Genomic DNA, 23,454 nt, shown 5'->3' with positions numbered 1-23,454 from the left:
ATCAGAAATTAAAATACAAGAATTCAGAAACGCCACGCGTCTCGCTAATTGCCAGCAAGACCAGGCACAGCATCAACATGCCCCCGAGCAAGATGCTGCCCCGGCCACTTTCCAGTTGCTGCTCTGCCGACAGGCGCAAGCCTCGCCCCAGCAACTCATACACATTCGGCATGCAGAAGACGATGGCGGCACACACGCCTAGCCACCACAGGCAGGAACTCAGTTGCATGATGCGGTTCACACCCAGCATGCTTTCCTGCATGGCGGGCGTCAGCGTGCCACCACACATGGCCTGGAGCACGTCCAGCGCAACGTCGATCGAGCTCGCGCGAAAAAACACCCAGGCCAGCACCACAGCAAAAAACGTCGCCAATGCGCCCCCGGCGCGTACCGCCAGGTTGCTGCGCTCGCCCAACAGATGGCGCAGTGCATGGTTGACGATCAGATACAAGCCGTGCAAGCCCCCCCATACCACGAAGGTCCAGTTGGCGCCGTGCCACAGTCCGCCCAGCAGCATCGTGATCAGGAGGTTGCGGTATCGCAAGAACCCGCCCTTGCGGTTCCCACCCAGGGGGATATACAGATAATCGCGCAGGAAATTGGACAGCGTGATATGCCACCTGCGCCAGAAATCGATGATCGAGGTCGCCTTGTATGGCGAGAAAAAGTTAATGGGCAAGATAATGCCGAACATATAGGACAGGCCATAGGCCATGTCGCAATACGCCGAGAAGTCAAAATACAGCTGAAAGGTATATGCCAGCGCACCGGCCCAGGCCTCCAGCATGCTCAAATGGGCGTGATGAAGATCGAAGACGGGAGCGACGTAGCGTGCGATCCCATCGGCCAGAATGACTTTCTTGAACAAGCCAATCGTGAAGAATGAAAGGCCAACGATCAGGCGCCCGCGGCTGAAAACATGGGATTCGGCCTGCACGAACTGCGGCATCATCTCCTTGTGATGCAGGATGGGACCGGCGATCAGGTGGGGAAAGTAGGTGACGAACAAACCATAGCTTTCCGGTTGATAGTCCTTGACTTTGCCGGCGTGGCAATCGACCAGGTAGGCGATTTGAGTGAAGGTGAAAAACGAGATACCAATAGGCAAGGTAATGCCCAGGGGCTGGAATGGCGCCCCCGTCAGGTTGGCAACAATGCTGATCAAAAAATCAAAATACTTGAAAAACACCAGCAGCGACAAATTGAAGGCGAGTCCGGCCCACAGCCAGCGCTTGGCCTCGCGCTTGCGGCCCGCCTCCTGACGGGTCGAGACAACCCGGCCAATGCTGAAATTGCAGCAGACTGAGAGCAGCAGCAGCGGCAGATAGGCGATATCCCAGTAACTATAGAATGCCAGCGAGGCCAGCAACAGGAAGATAATGGATAAGCGCAGTGAATATTTTGACAGGAGAAAATATCCCAGCAACGCCAACGGCAAGAACACCAGAAAGAACGGAAATGAATTAAATAACACGGTGCGATTCCATAAAATTGCTTATACGTAACGCTTTAGCGGCCAGTAATGGCAAGTTTATGCTGTTGACGGCAATGTTTGTTTATTATTCTCAACTTGATGACGAGACGAACTCTTGCCCGCCCGGCCTGCCGGTATGCGCAGCACGGCCGCGACCACGCGCACCGTCGCAGTCAGCCATCCCTGCGTACCATTTTCGCCACACTGCGGATCCCGTAAAAGCGCGCCGCCTTACTTGACATGCAACGTTGCAAACGGCGCCACGCCGAATTTCCTGCGCCGCACGGCGCCTGCACCGACAAGCAACAAGCCAGCCAGCAACAGCTGCAACATCGCCGGCTCGGGCACGGCACTGATGGAAAATATCTGGATGGCACCATAGCTCACATCGTAGCCCTTCCAGATGGAGCCATCGAGCAAACTGACGCCAGTCGATGGCTGTCCAAGATAATTGTAGGTGTAAAGCAAAGAGCTGCCGCCGTTCGTCAGATCCCGCGGAACATACAAATCATGCCCATAGCCGAAGGTAGGGCCATAATCGGCATTGTTGTACGTTTGATCTTTGCCGATGCCATCGCCATTGAAGTACTGCTTCAATTGCGGCAGCATGAAACCGCTCGTCAAGTTGAACAGGAAGGCCGTGCGGGCACTATCGTCCATCGTCACATGCATGCCATCGGTGGAACTCCAGCTTTGCGGATTATATCCACCCACGAGCCAGGTCTGCCCAGAGCTGTTGCTTGCCTCCATGACAGAAAAAGTGCGCCCCTTGCCATCGGAAGCCTTGTGAAAATCCAGCGAAGTATCACCGGCCGCCTTGGTATAAATATTATTCAAAGACAACTGCCCTTCACCGAGCCAGTTTTCCAGTTGCGTTTGGTAGGCGGGAGTGAGTAGTGACGTACCGGAATCGGCCTGGGCACCCAGACACACACAGGACATCGCCAACACCGCACATCTTGCTGCTCTGAAATTGTTCCGCATCTTGCACCTCAATTATCAATATGGTAAAACAACGCATCATTTACGATTACCAATATAACACGATAGATGGTATTTTTATATTTATAATTTAGATATCAAAGAGCAATATTTCGTGAAGGAAATTTAGTCAGGCAGCACGGCCGTCACTTCGATTTCCACTCTGGCACGATCCTCGATCAGGCCGGCCACTTGCACGGCCGTCATGGACGGGTAGTGCTTGCCTATAATTTCCCGATAGGCCACGCCGATTTGCGGGTACGCCGCCACATACTCCTTCTTGTCGAGCACATACCAGTTCATGCGCACGATGTGCTCGGGCAAGGCGCCCGCCTCGGCCAGCACGGCGACGATATTCTGCAGCGCCTGGCGCACCTGCCCCGCGAAATCGTCCGTGTGAAACTGGCCCTGTGCATCCCAGCCTATCATGCCGCTGACGTACACCGTGCGTCCGCTGGCGGCCACGCCGTTCGCATAGCCGCGCGGCCTGGCCCATCCCGGTGGTTGTAAAACTTGCATATTGCTTCCCTCATTGTTCATGCCGTTCATGCGTTGGCCGCCTCGCGCAGCAATTCGCGCGCGATGATCAATTGCTGCACCTCGCTGGCGCCTTCATAGATGCGCAAGGCGCGAATTTCGCGGTACAGGCGCTCGACCGGATGCCCGCTGACTACGCCCATGCCGCCAAACATCTGCACGGCTGCGTCGATCACCTGCTGCGCTGTTTCCGTGGCCGTCAGCTTGGCCATGGCCGCTTCCTTCGTTACCTTGCGCCCCTGGTCGCGTTGCCAGGCGGCGCGGTAGGTGAGCAGCGCGGCCGCGTCGATGCCGGTGGCCATCTGCGCCAGCTTGGCCTGCGTCAGCTGGAAGTCCGCCAGGGTCTGGCCGAACATCTGGCGCTTTGTCGCGTGGCGTAGCGCTTCATCGAAGGCGCGCCGCGCAAAACCCAGGGCGGCGGCAGCCACCGACGTGCGGAACACGTCCAGTGTCGCCATCGCCACCTTGAAGCCCTGCCCCGCTTCGCCCAGGCGCTGCGACACGGGCACGCGGCAATTGGCAAAACGCAGGCGCGCCAGCGGATGCGGCGCGATCACGGCGATGCGTTCGGCGATCTCCAGTCCGGGATTGTCGGCGTCGACGATGAAGGCGCTGATGCCGCGCGCGCCCGGCGCTTCGCCCGTGCGCGCAAACACCACGTAAAAGTCGGCGATGCCGCCGTTCGAGATCCACGTCTTTTCGCCGTCGAGCACATACTCGTCGCCGTCGCGGCGCGCCGCGCACGCCATCGCCGCCACGTCGGAGCCGGCCTGCGGCTCGGACAGGGCAAAGGCGGCGATGCGCTTGCCGCCGGCCACATCGGGCAGATAGCGCGCCTTGTTCTCCGTGCTGCCGAACAGGCCGATGGCGCCCGCCCCCAGGCCCTGCATGGCAAAGGCGAAATCGGCCAGGCCGTCGTGGCGTGCCAGGGTTTCGCGCATCAGGCAAATGGCGCGCGTGTCGATCTTGCCGTCGATGCCTGTGGCATGCGCCAGCCAGCCACCCTGCCCCAGCTGCGCCAACAGCGCGCGGCAGGCCGCATCGACGTCGGCGCCATGGGCATCGCTCAGGTGCTGCGCTGCCCAGGCATCGAGATCGCGTTCAAGTTCGGCATGGCGCGCCTCGAAAAACGGCCAGTCCAGGTAAGTCGTGTCGCGTGTATTTTTCATCGTCTTAATCGCCCTCGAATTGCGGTTTTTCCTTCGCCAAGAAGGCGTGATAGGCGCGGTGGAAATCGTTGGTCGCCATGCAGATAGCCTGCGCCTGCGCTTCCGCCTCGATGGCTTCGTCGACGCCCATGTTCCACTCCTGCTGCAGCATTTTTTTCGTCATGCCGTGCGCGAAGGTGGGGCCGCTGGCCAGGCCGGCGGCGAACAGCTGCGCCGCCTGCGCCAGTTCTTCCGGCTCGACCAGGCGGTTGAGCCAGCCCCAGCGCTCGGCCTCCGCCCCCGGCAAGGAGCGCCCCGTGTACAGCAGCTCGGCGGCGCGGCCCTGGCCGATCACGCGCGGCAGCAAGGCGCAGGCGCCCATGTCGCAACCGGCCAGCCCCACGCGGGTAAATAGGAAGGCCGTCTTGCTGCGCGCCGTGCCGATGCGGATATCGGAGGCCAGCGCCAGCATGGCGCCGGCGCCAGCGCAAATGCCGTCGATGGCGGCGATGACGGGCTGCGGGCAGGCGCGCATGGCCTTCACCACATCGCCCGTCATGCGCGTAAACGCCAGCAGGCCGGGCATATCGAGTTTCGTCAGGGGGCCGATGATGTCGTGCACGTCGCCTCCCGAGCAAAAATTATCACCGCTGCCGGTGATGACCACAGCCTTGACATCGTCTGCATGCGCCAGCGCGCGGAACAGCTCACGCAACTCCGCATACGAATCGAAGGTCAGCGGATTCTTGCGCTCGGGACGGTGCAAGGTCAAGGTGGCGACGCCGGCATCGACGGAAAACAGAAAATGCCGCGCGACGTAGTTGGCCAGGCTGGCACGATTGCCTGGCAGGTCTTGCGGCTGGCCGGGTAGATGGCGCATGGTCAGTCCTTTAGGGAGATGTCATTAAGCTGCTGCTTCATCTGCGACAGCAGGTCTATCAATTGGGTTTTGTCGTCCGGCATCACGCCCTGCAGCAGTTCGGCGATCCAGCCTTCGTGCACGCGCGCCATTTCGTCAAAGGCGCGCCGGCCCGCTGGCGTCAGCTTGACGCTGTACGAGCGGCGGTCCTTCGGATCGACCACGCGCAGCACCAGTTTTTCCTGCTCCAGCTGGTCGGTGATGCCCGTGATATTGCCGCCCGTGACCATCATGCGCTTGGACAGTTCGCCCATGCGCAAACCATCGGGAAAGCGCTCGAGCTGGGCCATCAAATCAAAGCGGGGCAAAGTGATGCCGAAACTGGCGCGCAAGCGCGTGCGCACCTCGTTTTCGATTTTCACGGTACACGACAGCATGCGCAGCCACAGCTTGAGCGACTGGTGGTGGTCCTGCGTCAGGCGGCTGGCCAGATCCAGCACCGGTTCGGCCTGCGGAAGGTCGCGTTCATTATCCATTTTATCCATTGTCTACATGACTTCACCGCCGGCGACGGCGATCGATTGTCCATTCATGGCGGCTGACGCGGGCAGGCATAGCCAGGCCACCGCATCGGCCACTTCGCGCGCCTGTACCAGCCGCTGCTGCGGATTGGCCGCCGCCAGTTCCGCGCGCGCCGCGTCTTCGCCGCGCCCCGTCTTGCGCGCGATGTTCTGCACCGCCTGCGCCACCATCTCCGTTTCCGTGTAGCCGGGGCAGACGGCGTTGACGGTGACGCCGCGTGGCGCCACTTCCAGCGCCAGCGCGCGCGTCAGGCCGATCACGCCGTGCTTGGCGGCGACATAGGCGCTGACATAGCGATAGCCCTTCAGGCCCGCCGTCGACGCCACATTGACGATGCGCCCCCAGCCAGATTCCAGCATGGCCGGCATGGCGGCCTGGCAGCAGTGGAATACCCCCGTCAGGTTCACGGCCAGCATCTGCTGCCAGATGGCGGCATCGGTCTTGCCAAACGGCGCGGCGTGCGCCTGGCCTGCGTTATTAATCAATATATCGATGCGGCCGAAATGCGCGGCGGCCTGCGAGAAACCCGCTTGCACGGACGCTTCCACGCTCACGTCGAGCACGCAGATGGCCACCCTGCCCGCGTGACCCGCCTCTTCCAGCTGCATGCGCGCACTCGCCAGGCGCTCGCCGTCGCGCCCGGCCAGGGTGACCCTGGCGCCCGCGTCCAGCAAGGCGCCCGCGCAGGCCAGGCCGATGCCGCTGCCGGCGCCCGTCACCAGCGCGTGCTTGTCGGCCAATGCGCCGCCCTGTTGCTCCTTGTTCATGTCATCCTTCCAGCAGCCTCGCGGCCACCTGTTGCGGGGTCAGGCCCGTGTTGGCAGCGGCCAGCTGGCGCTCGCGCTGCAGATTACGCTCCAGCTGCAGCTGCGCCGGCCGGTACTGTTTCGGCCACGCTGCACCGGCGCCGCTGTAGCCGATGCGCGCCGTCTCCGTCAGGGTCCAGGCCGGGTTGGCCAGGTGCGGCCGGCCCACGGCGCACAGGTCGGCGCGCCCGGCGGCGATGATGCTGTTGGCATGGTCAGCTTCGAAGATAGAGCCAACGGCCATGCTGGCGATGCCCGCCTCGTTGCGCACGCGGTCGGCGAACGGCGCCTGGAACATGCGCCCGTACACGGGCTGTTCGAGCTTGCTGACCTGGCCTGAGGAGCAGTCGATCAGGTCGGCGCCGGCCTGCTTGAACAGGCGCGCGATGAGCACAGCATCGTCGGGCGTGATGCCGCCTTCGACCCAGTCGTGGGCCGAGATGCGCACGCTCATCGGCTTGTCCTGCGGCCAGGCGGCGCGCATGGCGCGGAATACGCGCAGCGGATAGCGGCAGCGGTTTTCCAGGCAGCCGCCATACTCGTCCGTGCGACGGTTCGTCAGCGGCGAGATAAAACTCGACAGCAAGTATCCATGCGCGCAATGCAGTTCCAGCCAGTCGAAACCGGCGACGGCGGCCGCCAGCGTAGCGCGCACGAAGTCCTGCTCGATGCGCGCCAGGTCGCTTTCCGTGGCCGCGCGCGCCGTTTGCGACAAGCCGGCCAGGTATTGCTGTTCGGATGCCGCCAGCAGCGGCCAGTTATCTTCCCTCAAGGGCAGGTCGATACCGTCCCACATGGGCCGCGTCGAGCCTTTCGGCCCCGCGTGGCCCAGCTGCAAGGCGATCTTCGCATCGCTGCCGGTATGCACGAAATCGACGATGCGCCGCCAGGCCTGCGTATGCGCTTCGCTGTACATGCCGGGACAGGCGGGCGTGATGCGCGCGTCGGACGACACGCAGGTCATTTCGGCAAAAACCAGTCCCGCGCCGCCGATGGCGCGCGCGCCCAGGTGCATCAGGTGGTAGTCGCCCGCCACGCCATCGACGGCGCTGTACTGCGCCATCGGCGAGACGACGATGCGGTTTTTCAGCAGCACGCCGCGCAGCCTGAACGGCGTGAGCATGGGCGGCATGGCTACGTCCGGCAGCGCCACGCCGGCCTGTTCGCCCGCGCGCCGCGCGAGCCAGCGTTCATAATCGGCCACGTATTGTGGATCGCGCAGGCGCAGGTTTTCATGCGAAATGCGCTGGCTGCGCGTGAGCATGGAATAGGCGAACTGCGGCGCCTCCATGGCGCTGTAGCGCTCGACGTTTTCAAACCATTCCATGGAATTGCGCGCAGCGCTCTGGATTTTCAGCACCTCGATGGCGCGCAGCTGCTGGTAGGCGGCCAGCGCGGCATCAGTACCAGCAGCACTATCCGCATGCTGACCAAAGCAGCGCGCCAGCTCGATGGCGTCTTCCAGCGCCAGCTTGGTGCCGGAGCCAATCGAGTAATGCGCCGTGTGGGCCGCGTCGCCCATCAGCACGACGGGTACGCCATCCTGGTGATGCACCCATTGCCGGCAGACGATGCGGGGAAAGGTGATCCACTGCGCCGAGCCGCGCAAGTGCGGCGAATTGCTCAGTAAACCTTGGCCATCGAGTTCCTGGGCGAACAGCGCCTCACAAAAGGCGATGCCCTCTTCCTGGCTCATGCTGTCCAACCCCGCCGCACGCCACACGTGTTCGGGCGTTTCGACAATGAAGGTCGACGTATCGCCGTCATATTGGTAGATATGCGCCTGGAACCAGCCATATGGCGTCTGGCGGAAGGCAAACGTGAAGGCCTCGAATTTTTTCCGCGTGCCCAGCCAGACGAAGCGGCAATGGCGCTGGTCGATCTCGGGCTGGTAGCTGGCCGCATAGCGCGTGCGGATACGGCTGTTCAAGCCGTCGCTGGCGATCACCAGGTCGGCGCGGTACTGGCGCGCGATGGCCTGGTCATCCTGCGCTTCCGTCTCGAACACCAGCTGCACGCCGAGTTCCTCGCAGCGCGCCTGCAGGATATTGAGCAGGCGCTTGCGGCCGATGCCGCAAAAGCCATGCCCCCCCGAACGCACGGTCTCGCCCTTGAAGTGGACCTCGATATCGTCCCAGTGGTTAAACGCCTGCAGGATGGCGCGCGCCGTCGGCTCGTCCGCGCTGGCCAGATTGCCCAGGGTCTGGTCGGAAAACACCACGCCCCAGCCAAACGTGTCGTATGGGCGATTGCGCTCGATGACCGTGATGCAGTGCTCCGGGTTCTGCTTTTTCATGAGCAGGCTGAAATACAGGCCGGCGGGGCCGCCGCCGATGCAGACGATATTCATGGAGTGTCCGTGCGAAGTTTGAAGCGCTGCAGCTTGCCCGTTTCCGTGCGCGGCAGGGAAGGCAGGAAGCGGATGGCGCGCGGATATTTATAAGGAGCGATCTGCTGGCGCACGAAGTCCTGCAGTTCCGCTGCCAGCGCGTCGCTGGGTTGGAAGCCGTCCTTCAGCACCACGTGCGCCTCGACGATCTGGCCACGCTCGGCATCGGCGCGCCCGACCACGCCGCATTCGGCCACGGCCGGATGACGCAGCAGCGCTTCCTCCACTTCCGGGCCGGCGATGTTGTAGCCGGCCGAGACGATCATGTCGTCGCTGCGCGAGCGGTAATAGAAGTAACCGTCGCCATCCATCTCGAAAGTGTCGCCCGTCAGGTTCCAGCCGTTCTGCACATACTCGCGCTGGCGCGGGTCGGACAGGTAGCGGCAACCGGTGGGGCCTTTCACGGCCAGGCGGCCCGTCACGCCGGGCGGCTGCGGCACGCCGGCGTCGTCGACGATGCACGCCTGGTAGCCGGGGATGGCCTTGCCGATGGCGCCGCGGCGTATGCCCTCGCCCGTGGCGGAAATGAAGATGTGCAGCATCTCGGTGGCGCCGATGCCGTCCGTCATGGCCAGCCCCGTGGCCGCCTGCCAGGCATCGCGCGTGGCCAGCGGCAGCGCCTCGCCGGCCGACACGGACAGGCGCAGGCTGCGCACGTCGTGCTGCGCGGCCAGGGGCGCCATCTGGCGGTAAAAGGTGGGCGCCGTGAAGCAGATCGTGGCCTGGTATGCGCCGATAGCGCGCAGCAGGCCCTCGGGCGTGAGTTTTTCCAGCAGCACGGTGGCCGCGCCAAAGCGCAGGGGAAACAGCAGCAAGCCGCCCAGGCCAAAGGTGAAGGCCAGCGGCGGCGTGCCGATGAAGATATCGTCGGCGCACACCTGCAGCATGGAGCGGGGAAAGCAGTCGCAGATGGCCAGCAGGTCGCGGTGCATGTGCATGGTGCCTTTGGGTACACCCGTCGTGCCCGAGGTAAAGCTGATCAGGCAGACGTCGTCGGCTGCGGTGTCGAATGCGGCAAAGGGTACATCGTGGGCGGCCATGCGCTGTTCCAGTTCGGCGTTATCGGCACCAAAGCACAGCATGGCCGGCAAGCCGGGCAAGCCATCGAGTTCCCCGCGCAAGCCCTGCGCGCACAGCACGGCGTTCACTTCCGCCTTGGCGATGATGGTGGACAGTTCACGCGCGCGCAGCAGCGGCATGGTGGGCACGGCGATGCATCCGGCCTTCAGCACGGCCAGCAGGCAGGCAGCCATCATGGGTGTATTTGCGCCGCGCAGCAGCACGCGGTTGCCGGGGATCAGGCGCAGGTCCGTCCGCAGCACGTGGGCGATGCGGTCGACCTGGCGCGCCAGCTGTGCGTAAGTCCAGCGCTGGCCGTCGGCAAGGATGGCGGTGCGCTCGCCGCCACCGCTGGCAACGGCCGCATCGAGCAGCACGGCGACGCAATTGAGACGCGCCGGATACTGCAGCTCTGGCAAGGCCAGGCACAGTTGCGGCCAGAGTGCGCGCGGCGGCAGGTGCGTGCGCGCAAAGTCGTCCTGGGGAGATGCGGTGCTAGGCGAAGGGTCGCTGCTCATGCTCATCCTGGCTGGTGACGGGCGCGTGCACAAGGCCCGGAAGCAGATACTTTAAACCTAAAGTATTTTCCCGGCAAGCAGAAAACAGCAGATTCAGTCAGGGTCGTCCTGTTTCCGCAGCCGGCGCGCCTGCTGCGCCACGCTGCGCGCCAGCGCGGCCAGGGCCGCCTGTATCTGGCCGCTATCGAGCACCGCTGCCTGCAGCAGGGCCATCATGCCGGCCTCCGCGCCATGTAGACCGAGGGTGCGGCAACCGAGGTGCAGCCGTTCGAGCTGCTGGCGCGCCTGGGCCGGTTCGCCGCGCGCCAGCAAGGCGTCGACCTGTTCGCTGGCGGCGTCGATCTGTCCCTGAAAGCCCGTCAGATACGCCAGCAGGCGTTCGCTGTCGATACCCAGCCGCTGCAAGGTGTCGCGCGGCGCCTCGGCCGGCAATGCGGAGACGTCGAAGCAGGCGTCGATATGCTGGCGCACCTGCTCCGGCTGGAAGGGCTTGACGATGTAGCCGGCAGCACCGGCCTGCACTGCGTCACGCACCGTGTCCTGGTCATTGGCCGACGACACGAGCACCAGGGGCATGGCATCGAGCGCGCTGTCGGAGCGGATTTTCTGCAGCAGCTCCATGCCGGACAGGCGCGGCATGCGCAAATCGCAGAAGCACAGCGACGGACGCAAGCCGCCTTCGAGCTGCTCCCACGCTGCAGCACCATCTTCGGCTTCCACGATATCGTGCACGCCGCAGCTGTCGATCAGGTGCATCAATACCATGCGCGACACGACATCATCGTCAACCACCAGTACTTTCATTGCTTTCTCCATTGCCGGCAGCGTCAGGGGCCTGGCCGTCTACTTCCTAGTTTCACCGCGCGCTCGATGGCCGGCATTGCCTATTTTACATCTCCTTGCCCGAAACGGCTATTTGCGCCAACAGTGCGCGCAATTGCGGCAAATGCAAGGCCACCTGCGTCCAGCGGCCGCCGTCCGCCGCCTCTTCCATTTCCGTGCACAGCATGTGCAGCTGCGTTTCATCGAGATAGGCGGCGCTGCCCTTCAAACCATGCAACAGGCGCCCGGCGTTGTCCTTGTCCTGCGCTGCCAGGGCGGCGTCAAGTTCACGCAGGCGTCCCTCCAGGTCGGCAACGAAGGCAACGCGGATGCGCCGTTGCAGTTCGCCGCTGCGGATGGATGGGGAAGGCGCCGCGACAGGAACTGCCGGCGCGATGCCGAACAGGGCATCGAGTTCGGCCTGCCCCCGCGCGACGCCGCGCGGCGCGTTCGACGGCATGCGCGGCAACATGAAACCGCGCTGCAGCTGGCGCTCGATGGCGCGCGCCAGCAAGCCATGCAGCGCCGCCTCGTCCACGGGTTTGCTGAGGAAATCATCCATGCCGACGCCAAGATAGCGACTGCGGTCCTCTTCGCTGGCATTCGCCGTCAGGGCCACGATCATCAGTTCTTGGTCGCGCACGGGCTGGTCCGGCCAGCCGCCCACACGGATCAAACGCGTCGCCGTAGCGCCGTCCATCTCCGGCATGCGCCCGTCCATCAGGATCAGGTCATAGCGCGTATGCACGCACGCCGCCACCGCCAGCACGCCGTTGGCGACCACGTCGACCCTGTGCCCTAGCTCTTCGAGCATGACGCGGATGATGATCTGATTGGTGGGGAAGTCTTCCGCGCACAGCACGCGCAACTGGTGACTGTGCGGCGCCAGCGCCACCTGCGGCACCAGCGGCGGCGCCACGCCATCGGCCAGCGGCAGGGTGAAGGCAAAGGTACTGCCCTGACCCGGCGTGCTGGCCACCTCGATCTCGCCCTCCATCAGTTCGACCAGCTGGCGGCAGATCGCCAGGCCCAGCCCCGTGCCGCCGTAGCGCCGCGTGGTGCTGGCGTCGGCCTGCTCGAACTTCTGGAACAGGCGCGCCATCGCGTCCGCATCGATGCCGATGCCACTGTCGCTGACGGTAAAACGGATCAGATTGACACGGCGTCCGCCCCTGCCGCTTGCCACGCCGGCTCGTTCGACGCACACGCTGACGCCGCCGCGCTGGGTGAACTTGAAGGCATTGCCGACCAGGTTGACCAGCACCTGGCGCAAGCGGGTCGGGTCCCCCACCACGAAGGGCGGCAGGTCGGGCGCAAAATCGATGGCAAAACCGATGCTGCGCGCGGCCGCCTGCTCCTCGAACAGACTGACGACCGTCTCGATCGCTGCACCGAGCGCGAAGTCGATATTTTCGATACTCAGCTTGCCCGCCTCTATCTTGGAAAAATCGAGCAAGTCATTGATGATCACCAGCAGCGACTGGGCGTTGGCCTGGCCGCGCAGGATCTGCTCCCGCGTGGCGTCGTGCAGCTGCTCGTCGCGCAGGGCAAAGCCCAGCATGCCGATCACGCCGGCCAGCGGCGTGCGCATCTCGTGGCTCATATTGGCCAAAAATTCCGACTTCTGGCGCGTCGCATCCTCGGCCTTGCGCTTGGCCTGGCGCAGGCTTTCCTCGTTTTTCGTCAGGCTGCTGTTGACTTGCGCCAGCTTTTCCGACTGGGCCAGCACTTCGATTTCCTTGCTCTGTAACTCGGAAGTGCGTTCGCCGACCAGTTTTTCCAGCTCGTTCTGCTGGCGCCGCAGGGCGCGCACGCGCTGCCGGTAGGCGCCATACACGGCGCCCAGCAGCAGTGCCGCCAACAGGGTACGGAACCACCAGGTTTTCCAGAACGGCGGCAGGATAGTGATGGCCAGCGTGGCGCCGCTCTCGTTCCACACGCCATCCTTGTTGGCCGCCTTGACGCGAAACACGTAATTGCCCGCATCGAGGTTGGTGTAGGTGGCAAAGCGCCGCCCCGCATCCGTCATGACCCAGTCTTGGTCGAATCCTTCGAGCCGGTAGGCGAACATATTGCGCTGGGGCGCAGCGAAATGCAGGGCCGCAAATTCCAGCGAAAAGACGCTTTCGCGGTTGGTCAGCACCAGCTGGCGCGTATGGTCGATCGCCGTCTTGAGTACGTGCGCGAACTCGCCGCGGCCGATGGCCACTGGCTTGTTAAAAATCTGCAGCTCCGTGATGGCCACCAACGGTGGCACGCGGTTGTCGTGGATATCCTGCGGTACGAATGCCGTCATGCCGTTAAAACCGCCGAAATACATGGTCCCGTCCGACGCGCGCAGGGCCGCGCCATCGAAATACGAGCCTTCCACAGTGCCGTCGGCGCTGTCGTAATTGCGGAACAGGCCACTGCGCATGTCGAGCCGCGTGATGCCGCTATTCGTGCTCAGCCACAGCTGCTCGTTATCGTCGCCCAGGATGCTGGCGACGGCATCGTCTGCCATGCCATCCTTGCGCAAGAAGCGGCGAAAGCGGATTTCGCCTTTCGCGTCGACATCCATGCGGTTCAGGCCATTGGCCGTGCCCACCCACAGCACGCCGCGCTTGTCCTCATGCAGGTAGTGCACCTCGTCGTGGCTGAGGCTATGCGGGTTTTGCGGATCGTGGCGGAAATGGCGGAAGTGGCCGCTGGCGCGGTCGAGCAAGTCCAGGCCGTGGAAAGAGCCTATCCACAGCCGTCCCTTGCCGTCTTCCAGCACGGGCCGCACCATGTTGTCGGACAGGCTGTTCGGATCGGCCGGATCGTGGCGGTAAGTGGTAAAAGCCCGGCTGACGGGGTCGAAGCGGTGCACGCCGCCCCGCGTCGAAACCCACAGCATGCCGCTGCGGTCGCTCATGACATTGCGGATGGTGTCGCTGTTCGGATCACCTGCGGCAAAGCGCATGGTAAAAAAACGCCCCAGTGCGGGATCGAAGCGGTGCAAACCCGTCGAGCCGCCCACCCACAGGGTGCCGCCCGGCGCCTTGTACAGGGTGGTGACCTGCTCGTCGCGCGACATGCCGGGGGAACTGCGCAGGTCGAACAGCCGCGAGCTGCCGTCGCGCGTGTCGTACAGTTTCAAGCCGCCCTTGGTGGCCAGCCACAGCTTGCCATTGCCAGCGTCGGCCACGGCGCGCACTTTCTTGTCCGCCAGCGCGCCCACATCGCCGGGCGCCCGCGCCATGCGCGAAAAGCCGCCGCTGCCCAGGTCGACCCGGCTCACGCCGTTGTACCAGGAGCCGACCCAGAAGGTGCCGGCTCGGTCGCGGTACAGCGATGACAGCTGGTTGTCGGCGACGCTGAACTTGTCGCCCGTCTGGTGGCGGTACTGCAGGAAGGTATCGCTCCCGGGCAGCCAGCGGAACAGGCCATCGGCATTGCTGCCCAGCCAGACGGTGGCGTCAATATCCTGGTACAGGCTGGCCACGCGGATGGCGGAAAAGCCCTGTTTTTCATTCAGGCGCAGACGTGACTGCGGCGCCTGGCCGGCGCCTCCCAGGCGCCAGCGCTCGGCGCCGGCCATGGTGCCGATCCACAGGTTCTGCTGGCGGTCGACCAGCAGCGACTGGATCACGTTGTACTTCGAGCCGGGCGCCGTGTCGACGGCGAAATGCTCGAAGCGCTCGCTGCCCGGCGCCAGCATGTCCAGACCGGTTACCGTGCCTATCCACAGGCGCTGCTGCGCGTCCAGCGCCAGCGCCTTGATTTCATTGTCGCCCAGGCTGTGCGGATTGCCTTCTTCATGGTGCCAGGTACGGAAGACGCCCGTGGCGGGATCGAAATGCTGCAAGCCGTCCGAGGTGGCGATCCAGAAGCCGCGCGCGCCATCGTCGAGAATGGCGTGAATATGCCGGTTGCCGTTGCCGCGCTTGCTCTTTTCGGCCGGGACGTAATGGATGAAGGTCTGGCTGGCGGCGTCGAAACGGTCCAGGCCATTGTCAGTGCCGACCCACAGCTGGCCCTGGCTATCGACATGCAGTTCGCCGACCCAGTTGTCGGCAAGGCTGGTCTTGTCGCCTTCGATATTCTTGTAGACGACCATGCGGTAGCCATCGTAGCGGCTCAGGCCAGACTGGCTGCCGAACCACATATAGCCCTGCCGGTCCTGGGCGATGGCCAGCACCGATTCCTGCGCCAGGCCCTGTTCAACGCTGAGCTGGTCGAAACGCAGGGTGGGCGCAGGCGCCGCCACGGTCGGGCCGCCTGGCAGCAGCAAAGACAACAGCAATACCACTTCGCAAGCACGTCGAAATACCAGCACAATCGTCCTGTCAAAAAAAACGCGAAAAACCCGCACGCCGCTCCAAGGGCCGTCTCAAGAACCAAAGAACGCCAGGACATCATCCTTGCGGGCTTGCGTATCGCGCTGTCCAAGACGGATCAACTCGTTAGTATACGTCGATTCGAACAATAAATACGATGCCAATGCCGCGCCGCGCGCTTCTGCCGCGCCGATGCCCGACAACATGGTGCGGATGGGACGCGGCAAACTGCCGATATGCCGGCTGGCGATGGCGTCGAGCCGCTCGGACGGCGCGATGACCAGCAATTCCACCGGCCGCAAGGCCGTCTTGCCCAGCAACTCGGGCGGCAGCATCGACAGGGTCAGGTTGATGCGATTCAGGCGTTCGATGTCGACGGCCAGGCCATCGAGGAAGATCGACGACAGCGCATGGCCCGCGATCTGCGCCAGGCTGGGGTAGCGCGCCGCTTCGGACGCGGCGGGTGCCGGTTCCGTCATGCGCCCCGCCCCCACCACCAGCACCTTGTTCGCGCCCAGGTGGATGGCCGGGGAAATCGGCGCCAGCTGGCGCATCGATCCATCGCCGCAGTACTCGCGCTGGCCGCCCACGTACAGGGGCACGGCGGGGAAAATAAAAGGGATGGCGGCCGAGGCGAGCAAGTGTTCCACGCCGATCTGGTCTTGCAAGGCCAGGCGCTGCGTGCGCACCCAGGGCGCGATCTCGGCGGCCGTCTGGTAAAACGTCATGTGGCGGCTACCCGAATACGACGACGCCGTCACGGCCAGCGCATGCAGCAAGCCATCGGCCAGCGCCGCGTCCAGGCGCGGCAAGTCGAGCATGCGGTGCAGCAGGCTGACCAGCGGGGTATTGTCGAGCAGGGAATTGGGCGGCGACGCATGCCACTGGCGCAGCAGCCAGCCAAACGACAGCAGCGACAGCCAGCGCGCGCCGGAGCGGATCACGCCCAGCGAATCGGCGCGGTAGACCTGCTCGACCTGGATATGCTGCCACACGTCGAGCAGCTTTTGCACGCCTTCGCCGAAATTGTCGGCCCGGCAAGCCAGCGCCGTGGCGTTGATGGCGCCGGCCGAGGTGCCGCAAATGATGTCGAACGGATTGCGCGCCGGCGCCCAGCCCGCTTCCCACAATATTGCCGAAATTGCCTGCAGCACGCCCACCTGGTAGGCGGCACGGGCGCCCCCTCCCGTGAGTATCAAGCCTGTTTTATTTTGCATTCCCATGGCGGCAGATTAGCAGGGTCTTGATACTTTGTGGAAAAGTTTCGGGGTCAGCCCCGCTGGGGGAATACGGCCCCGCATTCCGCTTCCGCAGGAACTGCCCCCGGCTTTTGCCTTTGGGCTCAACAACAATAACAATCAAAAAATCAATCTCCCCTGACCATGCCTTCACGGCGCGGATCAGCGCCGCCGAACCAGAAATCCTTGCCATGCGCATTCAGGCGCATGATGCCCTGCAGGCCGGAATTCTGTTCGATGACGCGCACCTCGTGGCCCATGGCTTGCAGCGCCTCGACCTGGGCAGCCGGCGCGCGGCCCTTTTCCAGTTCCGTCGGGCCATTGCGGCTGCCGAAGTTCGGCAGGCTGATCGCTTGCTGCACGTTCAAGCCCCAGTCCATGGTACCCACCAGCACCTTGGCGACATAATTGATGATGGACGAGCCACCGGGCGATCCCGTCGCCAGCACCAGCTTGTGCGTCCCCTTTTCAAACACGAGGGTGGGCGACATGGCGCTGCGCGGACGCTTGCCCGCTTCGACTCTGTTGGCGATCGGGCCATCCGCATCGCGCGAATCGAAGGAGAAATCCGTCAGCTGGTTATTCAGCAAAAAGCCGTCGACCATCTGGCGCGAACCAAAGGCGTCTTCCACGCTGGTGGTCATCGACAGGCCGCCGCCGAAGGCATCCACGGCCACCAGGTGCGACGTCGACGGGCGCTGCAAGGCATTGTCCATGCCCCACGCCACCTGCATGCCGGGCGGCGTGCCGGGCAAGGCGCGGCCCATGGATTTCTCGCCGATCAGCGACGCGCGCTGCGCCAAATAGGTTTTATCGAGCATGGAGCTAATGCCGTTGCCCGGCAGCGGCACGAAGTCCGTGTCGGCCACGTAGCGGTTACGGTCAGCGTAAGCCAGGCGCCCCGCTTCCGAGAAAAGGTGAATCGCTTGCGCATCGAGCACGCCATCGACGGGCGCATACGGGCGGATATCCTTCACTTCCAGCATGCCCAGCATCTGCGCGATGGCGATGCCGCCCGACGATGGCGGCGGCATGCCGCACACGGTCCATGCCTTGTAGTCGCTGCAGACGGGCTCGCGCACTTTGGCCTGATAGCCGGCGATGTCGGTCGCCGTCAGCTTGCCCGGATTGGTCGGATGCGACGCCACCTTGGCGGCGATGTCGCGCGCGATGCGGCCCTGGTAAAAGGCGTCGGCGCCACCACGGGCAATCTCGCGCAAGGTACGCGCCAGCTGCGGGTTTTTCAGCACGTGGCCGACGGACCAGGGCTTGCCGTCCTGGTCATAGAAATACGCGGCGGCGACAGGGTCGCGCTTCAGGGCCTGGTCCCAGCTCAATAGGCCGTGGAGGCGCTGGCTGACGGGAAAGCCGCCGTGCGCCAGCTTGATGGCGGGGCCGAACAGGGTCGCCCACGGCAGCTTGCCATGCTCCTTGTGCGCCAGTTCCAGCATGCGCAGTACGCCCGGCGCGCCCACGGAACGCCCGCCCACCACGCCCGTGGCGCGCGAAACGGGGCTGCCGTCGGCATTCTGGAACAGGTGTTCATCGGCGGCGGCAGGCGCCGTTTCGCGTCCGTCGAAGGCCTGCACGCCCTTGGCGGTCGAGTACAGCAGGAAAGCGCCGCCGCCGATGCCCGACGACTGCGGTTCGACCAGGGTGAGCACCAGCTGCGTGGCGATGGCCGCGTCGATGGCGCTGCCGCCCTTTTTCAGCATCTGGTAGCCGGCATCGGCGGCCAGCGGATTGGCGGCGGCGACCATGAATTTCTGCGCCGCCCAGCCCGATTTTTCCGCATACGCAGTGGCGATTTCCGGCGCCTTTTGCGGCACCTCGGCAAATACGGGACTGGCAGCGAGCGCTCCCAGCAAGGTCAGGCTCAGCGCCAGCGGCTTCAATGTGATCATGGATTCTCCGATAAAAAAAGGGCGCACAGCCGAGCAAGGCTGTACGCCCCATACGGGGGTATCCTACATCAAATGCCCGCCAAGGCACTGCCTTCGTTAGAGTGCCTGGCGATGTTCAGGGCTAGGCGCGTGGCCGAAGATAGTACGAATAGTACGGCGAGGCCATGCAACAACGCCCTGGGCATTGCCCAGGTGCTCTTACTTTGGCTGCATACGGATGGCGCCGTCGAGGCGGATAGTTTCGCCATTGAGCATGACGTTTTCCACGATGGCTTTCACCAGTTGCGCGTACTCGCCGGGCTTGCCCAGGCGCGATGGGAAGGGCACCATCTTGCCCAGCGCATCCTGCACCTCGGCCGGCATGCCCAGCAGCATCGGCGTCTCGAAGATGCCAGGCGCCACCGTCATCACACGGATGCCGTTGCGCGACAGGTCGCGCGCCATCGGCAGGGTCAGGCCTACCACGGCCGCCTTCGAGGAAGCGTATGCAGCCTGGCCGATCTGGCCATCGTAGGCCGCCACGGAAGCCGTGTTGATGATGATGCCGCGCTCGCCTTCAGCGGTCGCATCCTGTTTGGCCATGGCATCGGCCGCCAGGCGGCACATATTGAAGGTGCCCACCAGGTTGATATTGACGACTTTCTGGAACAGGGCCAGCGGATGCGGGCCATCCTTGCCCACGGTTTTCACGGCCGGCGCCACGCCGGCGCAGTTGACCAGGCCGCGCAATGTGCCCAGCTTGCCTGCCGCTGCCACCACGGCCATGCCATCTTCTTCCGACGTCACGTCGCACTGCACGAACACGCCGTTCAGTTCAGCGGCCAGCGCCTGGCCCGCTTCCGTCTGCACGTCGGCCAGCACGACCTTGCCGCCAGCGGCCGTCAGCATGCGCGCCGTGGCCGCGCCCAAACCCGATGCGCCGCCCGTGATGATGAATACATTGTCCTGAATCTGCATGAAATCTCCTGAGTGATAAGGGCCGTGTTCCCGGCGCCCGATGGTTGCATGGTGCATGATGCCATCATTACGTTTACGTAAACGTAATGTCGGCGACAATTGTAGCCACTTTTTGCGCGCGCTCAGCGAAAACTTGCAGCGGCAACGAATGGCAGGGCTAAAAACACTGTATGAAAGCACCATTGCGGTGGCAGATACGGCCATTGGCATCGAGCGTGGCATTGCCCGCGCCGTTGTAGCGCGCGCCGGCCGCGTCGCGGCAACCGCCTGTGTCGCAGGCACCGATGGGCTGCGGCGCGCCGGGCATGGGCACGGCCGGGCTGGGCGGCAAGGGCGGCATGGGCACGACGGGCGACGCTGTGCGCTGCACGGGCATGCGGCCGATTACTTGCGCCACAGAACGTCGCGGCTGCACGGGCGGCGCAGGACGACAAGGTTCCACCGCCAGCTTGCTGCTGTCGCGCGGGTCGAGCTGGCACATGGGCAAGGACTCGGACGCCGCCTTCTCCTGTGCCCAGGCATGGCCGCCGGCGAGCAGCATGGTACAGGCCAGTGCCGATATCGTTTTTGTCATCGTCTTCATGCCGCCTCCCCCAGTAACCATCGCACTACTTTCATTATTGGCACACGCCGCGCCAGATGCCAGTCAAGATAACACTCTCACGTTTGCACCTGCCATGCGCACGCTGCAACGGTGTTTTATTTCCTTTCAGCACTTTCCTTCTTGCCAGGATGGCATTACAATAAGAACGATTCTTATTCTCATTAACTGAATTCGAGCGCATTTTATTATTTTTTATTCATTTATACCCGAGCCACCCGGAAGGCAGCCAGGAAATAACAACATCCGGAAAGTTCACCATGACCAAGCGTAGTCCCGTCTTCGCAAGACCCGTTTCCGCTCCCGCCCGCTCCATGCATTCCGCCGCCCTGCTCCTGCCCTGCCTGCTCTCGCTGGCCGTCAGCAACGCCTGGGCCGAAGGCAATGTGGCCGCCGATCCCACCATGAATACGGTGGTCGTCACCGCGTCTGGCACGGCCATCGACATCAAGGATGCGCCGGCCAGCATCAGCGTCATCACGCGCGAGGAAATCGAGCGCCAGCCCGTCTACGACCTCAACACCCTGCTGCGCCGCATCCCCGGCGTGACGGGCGGCACCAGCCCCGAAGGCGAGGCGTCGAAGATCAAGCTGCGCGGCTTGCCCGACAAATACACCTTGATCCTGGTCGACGGCAAGCGCATGGGCAGCTCGGCCGACACGGCCTACCGTCCCGACCTGGGCCGCCAGGACTTGAACTGGATCTCGCCCGACATGATCGAGCGCATCGAAGTGGTACGCGGCCCGATGTCCTCGCTGTACGGCTCGGACGCCATGGGCGGCGTGATCAACATCATCACGCGCAAGGTGCCGGGCAAGTGGAACGGTTCGGCCACGGCCAACTACACGCAGCCCCAGGACAGCGACCGCGGCACGGCGCACCAGCTGGGCGTGAACCTGGCAGGCCCCCTGTCGGACACGGTCGGCATGCGCCTGGGCGTAAGCCAGTCGCGTCAGAATCCCGATGAAAAATTCTTCGACAAAGCTGGCGCCATGGGCGGCGAACGCAACCAGACTGTCTCGGGCCAGCTGACCTGGGCGCTAGGCAAGAAACAGAACCTGTCGCTGGATGCCAGCTATGGCAGGCAGGAAGCCAGAGATTCGAGCGCGCATGATGAGAATGGCGATCCGCTGGTCTACAGCTGGGGCGCCAACAAATTGATACGCAAGAGCGTCAGCGTCGGGTACGAAGGCCGCTGGGACTTCGGCAAGACGATGGTCAACCTGTATCACAACGACTTCGATAACGAAGTCGTCGGTTCGGTAGCGAAATCCAAAGATAGCACGCTCGATGCCAGCCTGGAAAAACGGCTCGGTTGGGGCGGCATCGAGCAAATGCTGGTGATGGGCGGACAGTGGAAGCACCAGGAGCTGACGAACACGGACACCATAGGCACCGTGCCCACCGATTACCTGGGCAACACTGTGAGCGGCGCGACCCTGTCGGGTACCACCTCGGCCCTGTTTGCGGAAGATCAGCTGTTCCTGCGCGACAACCTGACGGTCACAGCCGGCCTGCGCCTCGACCACCACAGCAAGTTCGGCAACCACTACAGCCCGCGCCTGTACCTGGTATACCACCCTGCCCCCGCCTGGACCATCAAGGGCGGCGTCTCGCAAGGCTTCCGCGCCCCAAGCCTGAAGGAAAACTCGCCGGCGGCGGCAACCAACTCTGGCGGACGCGGTTGCGGCAGTCTCAAACCGCTGGGCTACATCAGAGGCTCCTGCTACATGGCTGGCAATGCAGACTTGAAGCCGGAAACGAGCACGGCCGGCGAGATCGGCGTGGCGTGGGAACAGAATGGCTGGGACGTGGGCCTGACCTACTTCCACACGGATTTCAAGAACAAGATCGACTATGCGCCGCTGGGCTTTTACCAGCAGCGCTGGTGGACCAAGATGACGAATATCCAGAAGGCGCGCACCAGCGGCCTGGAAGCGACGGCCACCATCCCTCTGACGAAAAATCTGAACTGGCGCAACAACGTGACCTACATGGCGGAAGCGAAAAACCTGACCACGGGCGCCAACCTGCTGTCCACGCCGAAGCTGTCGTGGTACTCGGCGCTGGGCTGGCAAGTCAACGACCAGCTGTTCGGCGAAGTGTCGGCCCAGTACACGGGCAAGGAACTCGATGCCGGCAAGCTGGCCGACAAGGCCTACACCATCGTCGACACGGTCGTGTCGTACAAGGTCACGCCCCAGTGGACCGTGCGCGGCGGCGTGCAAAACCTGTTCAAGAAGGGACCGATGGCCGATGGACTGGTCGACTACTACGTGCCCGGACGCCGTATGTTCCTTGGCCTGACCTCGCGTTTTTAAGGCCTGGTTTTTAAGGCCTAGTAACGGGGCGGCGGCGTATCGGGCGGCGGCGTTGCGGCATTTGCCGGCACGCCGCTCAGCATCTGCCCGGCGACAGGTACCTTGTGGCCACTCGCATACATGCATTGCTGATACGCATTATCGTAGCGGCGCTGCATGCCATACGAGGAACTGTCGGCAGCACCCGTGCCCGCCAGCGCGCCGAACAGCAGACCCGTTCCCGCTCCCACGCCGGCGCCATGGCCGCCATCGATGGCGGCACCGGCCGCCGCACCCAGCACCGTGCCCAGCGCCGCGCTGCGCACGCCGCTGTCGACACTGGCCTGCTGCGCCGAACTACCGCCCAACTGGCCTTGCGCATAAGCGCGGCATTGCAAGTCGTCGCCGCGGAACTGTTCAAGACTCTTGCCCGTGCCCGGCAAGACCATGGCCGACGGCCCCTCCGGCAGCACCGTGCAGGCGGTCAGCAAGAAGGGCGCCAGCAGACCGGCACGCCCCATCAACGTTCTCGTGTTCATATTCGCCTCCCCGTCAGCGCACGCTGGTCGGCAGCACGGCACGCCATGCCGCACTGCAGTTTGTCACGTAGGGGTAATAGCCCTGTGGCCGCGCGCAGTAATACCACATCTGCGCCGTCGGCTCGCCGCCCTGCTCGATGTAAACAGGAGGTACTACGGGCGGCGGCTGCACGATCAAGGTGCGCCCATACGGATAAGGATAGCCATACCACGGGTCGCCATACCAGCCCGGCCCATAGCCGTAACCCCACGTCGATCCCACCCAGACGCCCACGTGCGAACGGCCATGGAAGTGGCCGTGGCCGCCGTGAAAACCGCCATGGCCGCCGTGTCCGGAATGTCCGCCGGGAGCGGCCCAGGCGCCGCCCGCCACCGCCAGTCCCATTACCGCTGCCAGCGCCAGCGACGCCCAGCGGCCTGTGTTATTGCTATCCATGAC

Annotated in this window: 18 protein-coding genes; 1 reads left to right on the top strand and 17 read right to left on the bottom strand. The window is 63.8% G+C overall.

Features of this window, described 5'->3' with window-relative positions; translation table 11 throughout:
- Position 1: 1 nt before the first annotated feature.
- The 15 genes from CLU92_RS26575 to CLU92_RS26505 form a co-directional block, all read right to left on the bottom strand.
- Complete coding sequence (locus CLU92_RS26575; protein WP_101484313.1) at positions 2-1,474, bottom strand: MBOAT family protein; 1,473 nt, start codon at positions 1,472-1,474, stop codon at positions 2-4.
- A 231-nt stretch (positions 1,475-1,705) separates the two neighbouring features.
- Entirely contained in the window at positions 1,706-2,458 is a 753-nt protein-coding gene (locus tag CLU92_RS26570) for a PEP_CTERM-anchored TLD domain-containing protein (RefSeq protein WP_101484312.1), read from the bottom strand.
- A gap of 123 nt (positions 2,459-2,581) precedes the next feature.
- Positions 2,582-2,974, bottom strand: coding sequence for a RidA family protein (locus tag CLU92_RS26565; protein ID WP_101484909.1), 393 nt, complete (start codon positions 2,972-2,974; stop codon positions 2,582-2,584).
- A 26-nt stretch (positions 2,975-3,000) separates the two neighbouring features.
- A complete protein-coding gene (locus tag CLU92_RS26560) occupies positions 3,001-4,161 on the bottom strand; it encodes an acyl-CoA dehydrogenase family protein (RefSeq protein WP_101484311.1) in 1,161 nt (386 codons plus the stop codon).
- A 4-nt stretch (positions 4,162-4,165) separates the two neighbouring features.
- Positions 4,166-5,020: an enoyl-CoA hydratase family protein gene (locus CLU92_RS26555; protein WP_101484310.1), complete on the bottom strand. Its 855-nt coding sequence runs from the start codon at positions 5,018-5,020 to the stop codon at positions 4,166-4,168.
- Between the two features lie 2 nt (positions 5,021-5,022).
- Complete coding sequence (locus CLU92_RS26550; protein WP_101484309.1) at positions 5,023-5,535, bottom strand: MarR family winged helix-turn-helix transcriptional regulator; 513 nt, start codon at positions 5,533-5,535, stop codon at positions 5,023-5,025.
- A 12-nt stretch (positions 5,536-5,547) separates the two neighbouring features.
- Positions 5,548-6,348, bottom strand: coding sequence for an SDR family NAD(P)-dependent oxidoreductase (locus tag CLU92_RS26545; protein ID WP_101484308.1), 801 nt, complete (start codon positions 6,346-6,348; stop codon positions 5,548-5,550).
- A 1-nt stretch (position 6,349) separates the two neighbouring features.
- Positions 6,350-8,737 carry a bifunctional salicylyl-CoA 5-hydroxylase/oxidoreductase gene (locus tag CLU92_RS26540; protein WP_101484307.1) on the bottom strand — a complete coding sequence of 796 codons (2,388 nt, stop codon included), beginning with the start codon at positions 8,735-8,737 and terminating at the stop codon, positions 6,350-6,352.
- A complete protein-coding gene (locus CLU92_RS26535; protein ID WP_101484306.1) occupies positions 8,734-10,353 on the bottom strand; it encodes an AMP-binding protein in 1,620 nt (539 codons plus the stop codon). Before CLU92_RS26535 ends, CLU92_RS26540 begins: the two co-directional genes overlap by 4 nt.
- A 93-nt stretch (positions 10,354-10,446) precedes the next feature.
- On the bottom strand, positions 10,447-11,157 hold the full coding sequence (locus CLU92_RS26530) for a response regulator (protein WP_101484305.1): 711 nt from the start codon (positions 11,155-11,157) through the stop codon (positions 10,447-10,449).
- Between the two features lie 85 nt (positions 11,158-11,242).
- Positions 11,243-15,448, bottom strand: a complete 4,206-nt coding sequence (locus tag CLU92_RS26525) for a two-component regulator propeller domain-containing protein (RefSeq protein WP_373918975.1) — start codon at positions 15,446-15,448, stop codon at positions 11,243-11,245.
- An 81-nt stretch (positions 15,449-15,529) separates the two neighbouring features.
- Positions 15,530-16,699, bottom strand: a complete 1,170-nt coding sequence (locus tag CLU92_RS26520; protein ID WP_101484304.1) for a patatin-like phospholipase family protein — start codon at positions 16,697-16,699, stop codon at positions 15,530-15,532.
- Between the two features lie 143 nt (positions 16,700-16,842).
- Positions 16,843-18,618, bottom strand: coding sequence for a gamma-glutamyltransferase (gene ggt, locus CLU92_RS26515; RefSeq protein WP_101484303.1), 1,776 nt, complete (start codon positions 18,616-18,618; stop codon positions 16,843-16,845).
- Positions 18,619-18,816: 198 nt separating this feature from the next.
- Positions 18,817-19,575 carry a 3-hydroxyacyl-CoA dehydrogenase gene (locus CLU92_RS26510; RefSeq protein WP_071078915.1) on the bottom strand — a complete coding sequence of 253 codons (759 nt, stop codon included), beginning with the start codon at positions 19,573-19,575 and terminating at the stop codon, positions 18,817-18,819.
- Positions 19,576-19,732: 157 nt separating this feature from the next.
- Positions 19,733-20,158, bottom strand: coding sequence for a hypothetical protein (locus tag CLU92_RS26505; protein WP_101484302.1), 426 nt, complete (start codon positions 20,156-20,158; stop codon positions 19,733-19,735).
- Positions 20,159-20,436: 278 nt separating this feature from the next.
- On the opposite strand from CLU92_RS26505, the gene CLU92_RS26500 reads away from it, so the two are divergent.
- Positions 20,437-22,497, top strand: a complete 2,061-nt coding sequence (locus CLU92_RS26500) for a TonB-dependent receptor domain-containing protein (protein ID WP_101484301.1) — start codon at positions 20,437-20,439, stop codon at positions 22,495-22,497.
- A 17-nt stretch (positions 22,498-22,514) separates the two neighbouring features.
- Here CLU92_RS26500 and CLU92_RS26495 read toward each other — a convergent pair whose 3' ends face one another.
- Both CLU92_RS26495 and CLU92_RS26490 read right to left on the bottom strand, forming a co-directional pair.
- Positions 22,515-23,015, bottom strand: coding sequence for a YMGG-like glycine zipper-containing protein (locus CLU92_RS26495; RefSeq protein WP_218973476.1), 501 nt, complete (start codon positions 23,013-23,015; stop codon positions 22,515-22,517).
- A 13-nt stretch (positions 23,016-23,028) separates the two neighbouring features.
- On the bottom strand, positions 23,029-23,451 hold the full coding sequence (locus tag CLU92_RS26490) for a hypothetical protein (RefSeq protein WP_101484299.1): 423 nt from the start codon (positions 23,449-23,451) through the stop codon (positions 23,029-23,031).
- Positions 23,452-23,454 lie beyond the last annotated feature (3 nt).

It is taken from the genome of Janthinobacterium sp. 61, assembly GCF_002846335.1.
Classification (GTDB): Bacteria; Pseudomonadota; Gammaproteobacteria; order Burkholderiales; family Burkholderiaceae_D; genus Janthinobacterium.
Note: the sequence above shows the minus strand (reverse complement) of the source record. Positions and strands in the feature narration are given on the sequence as shown.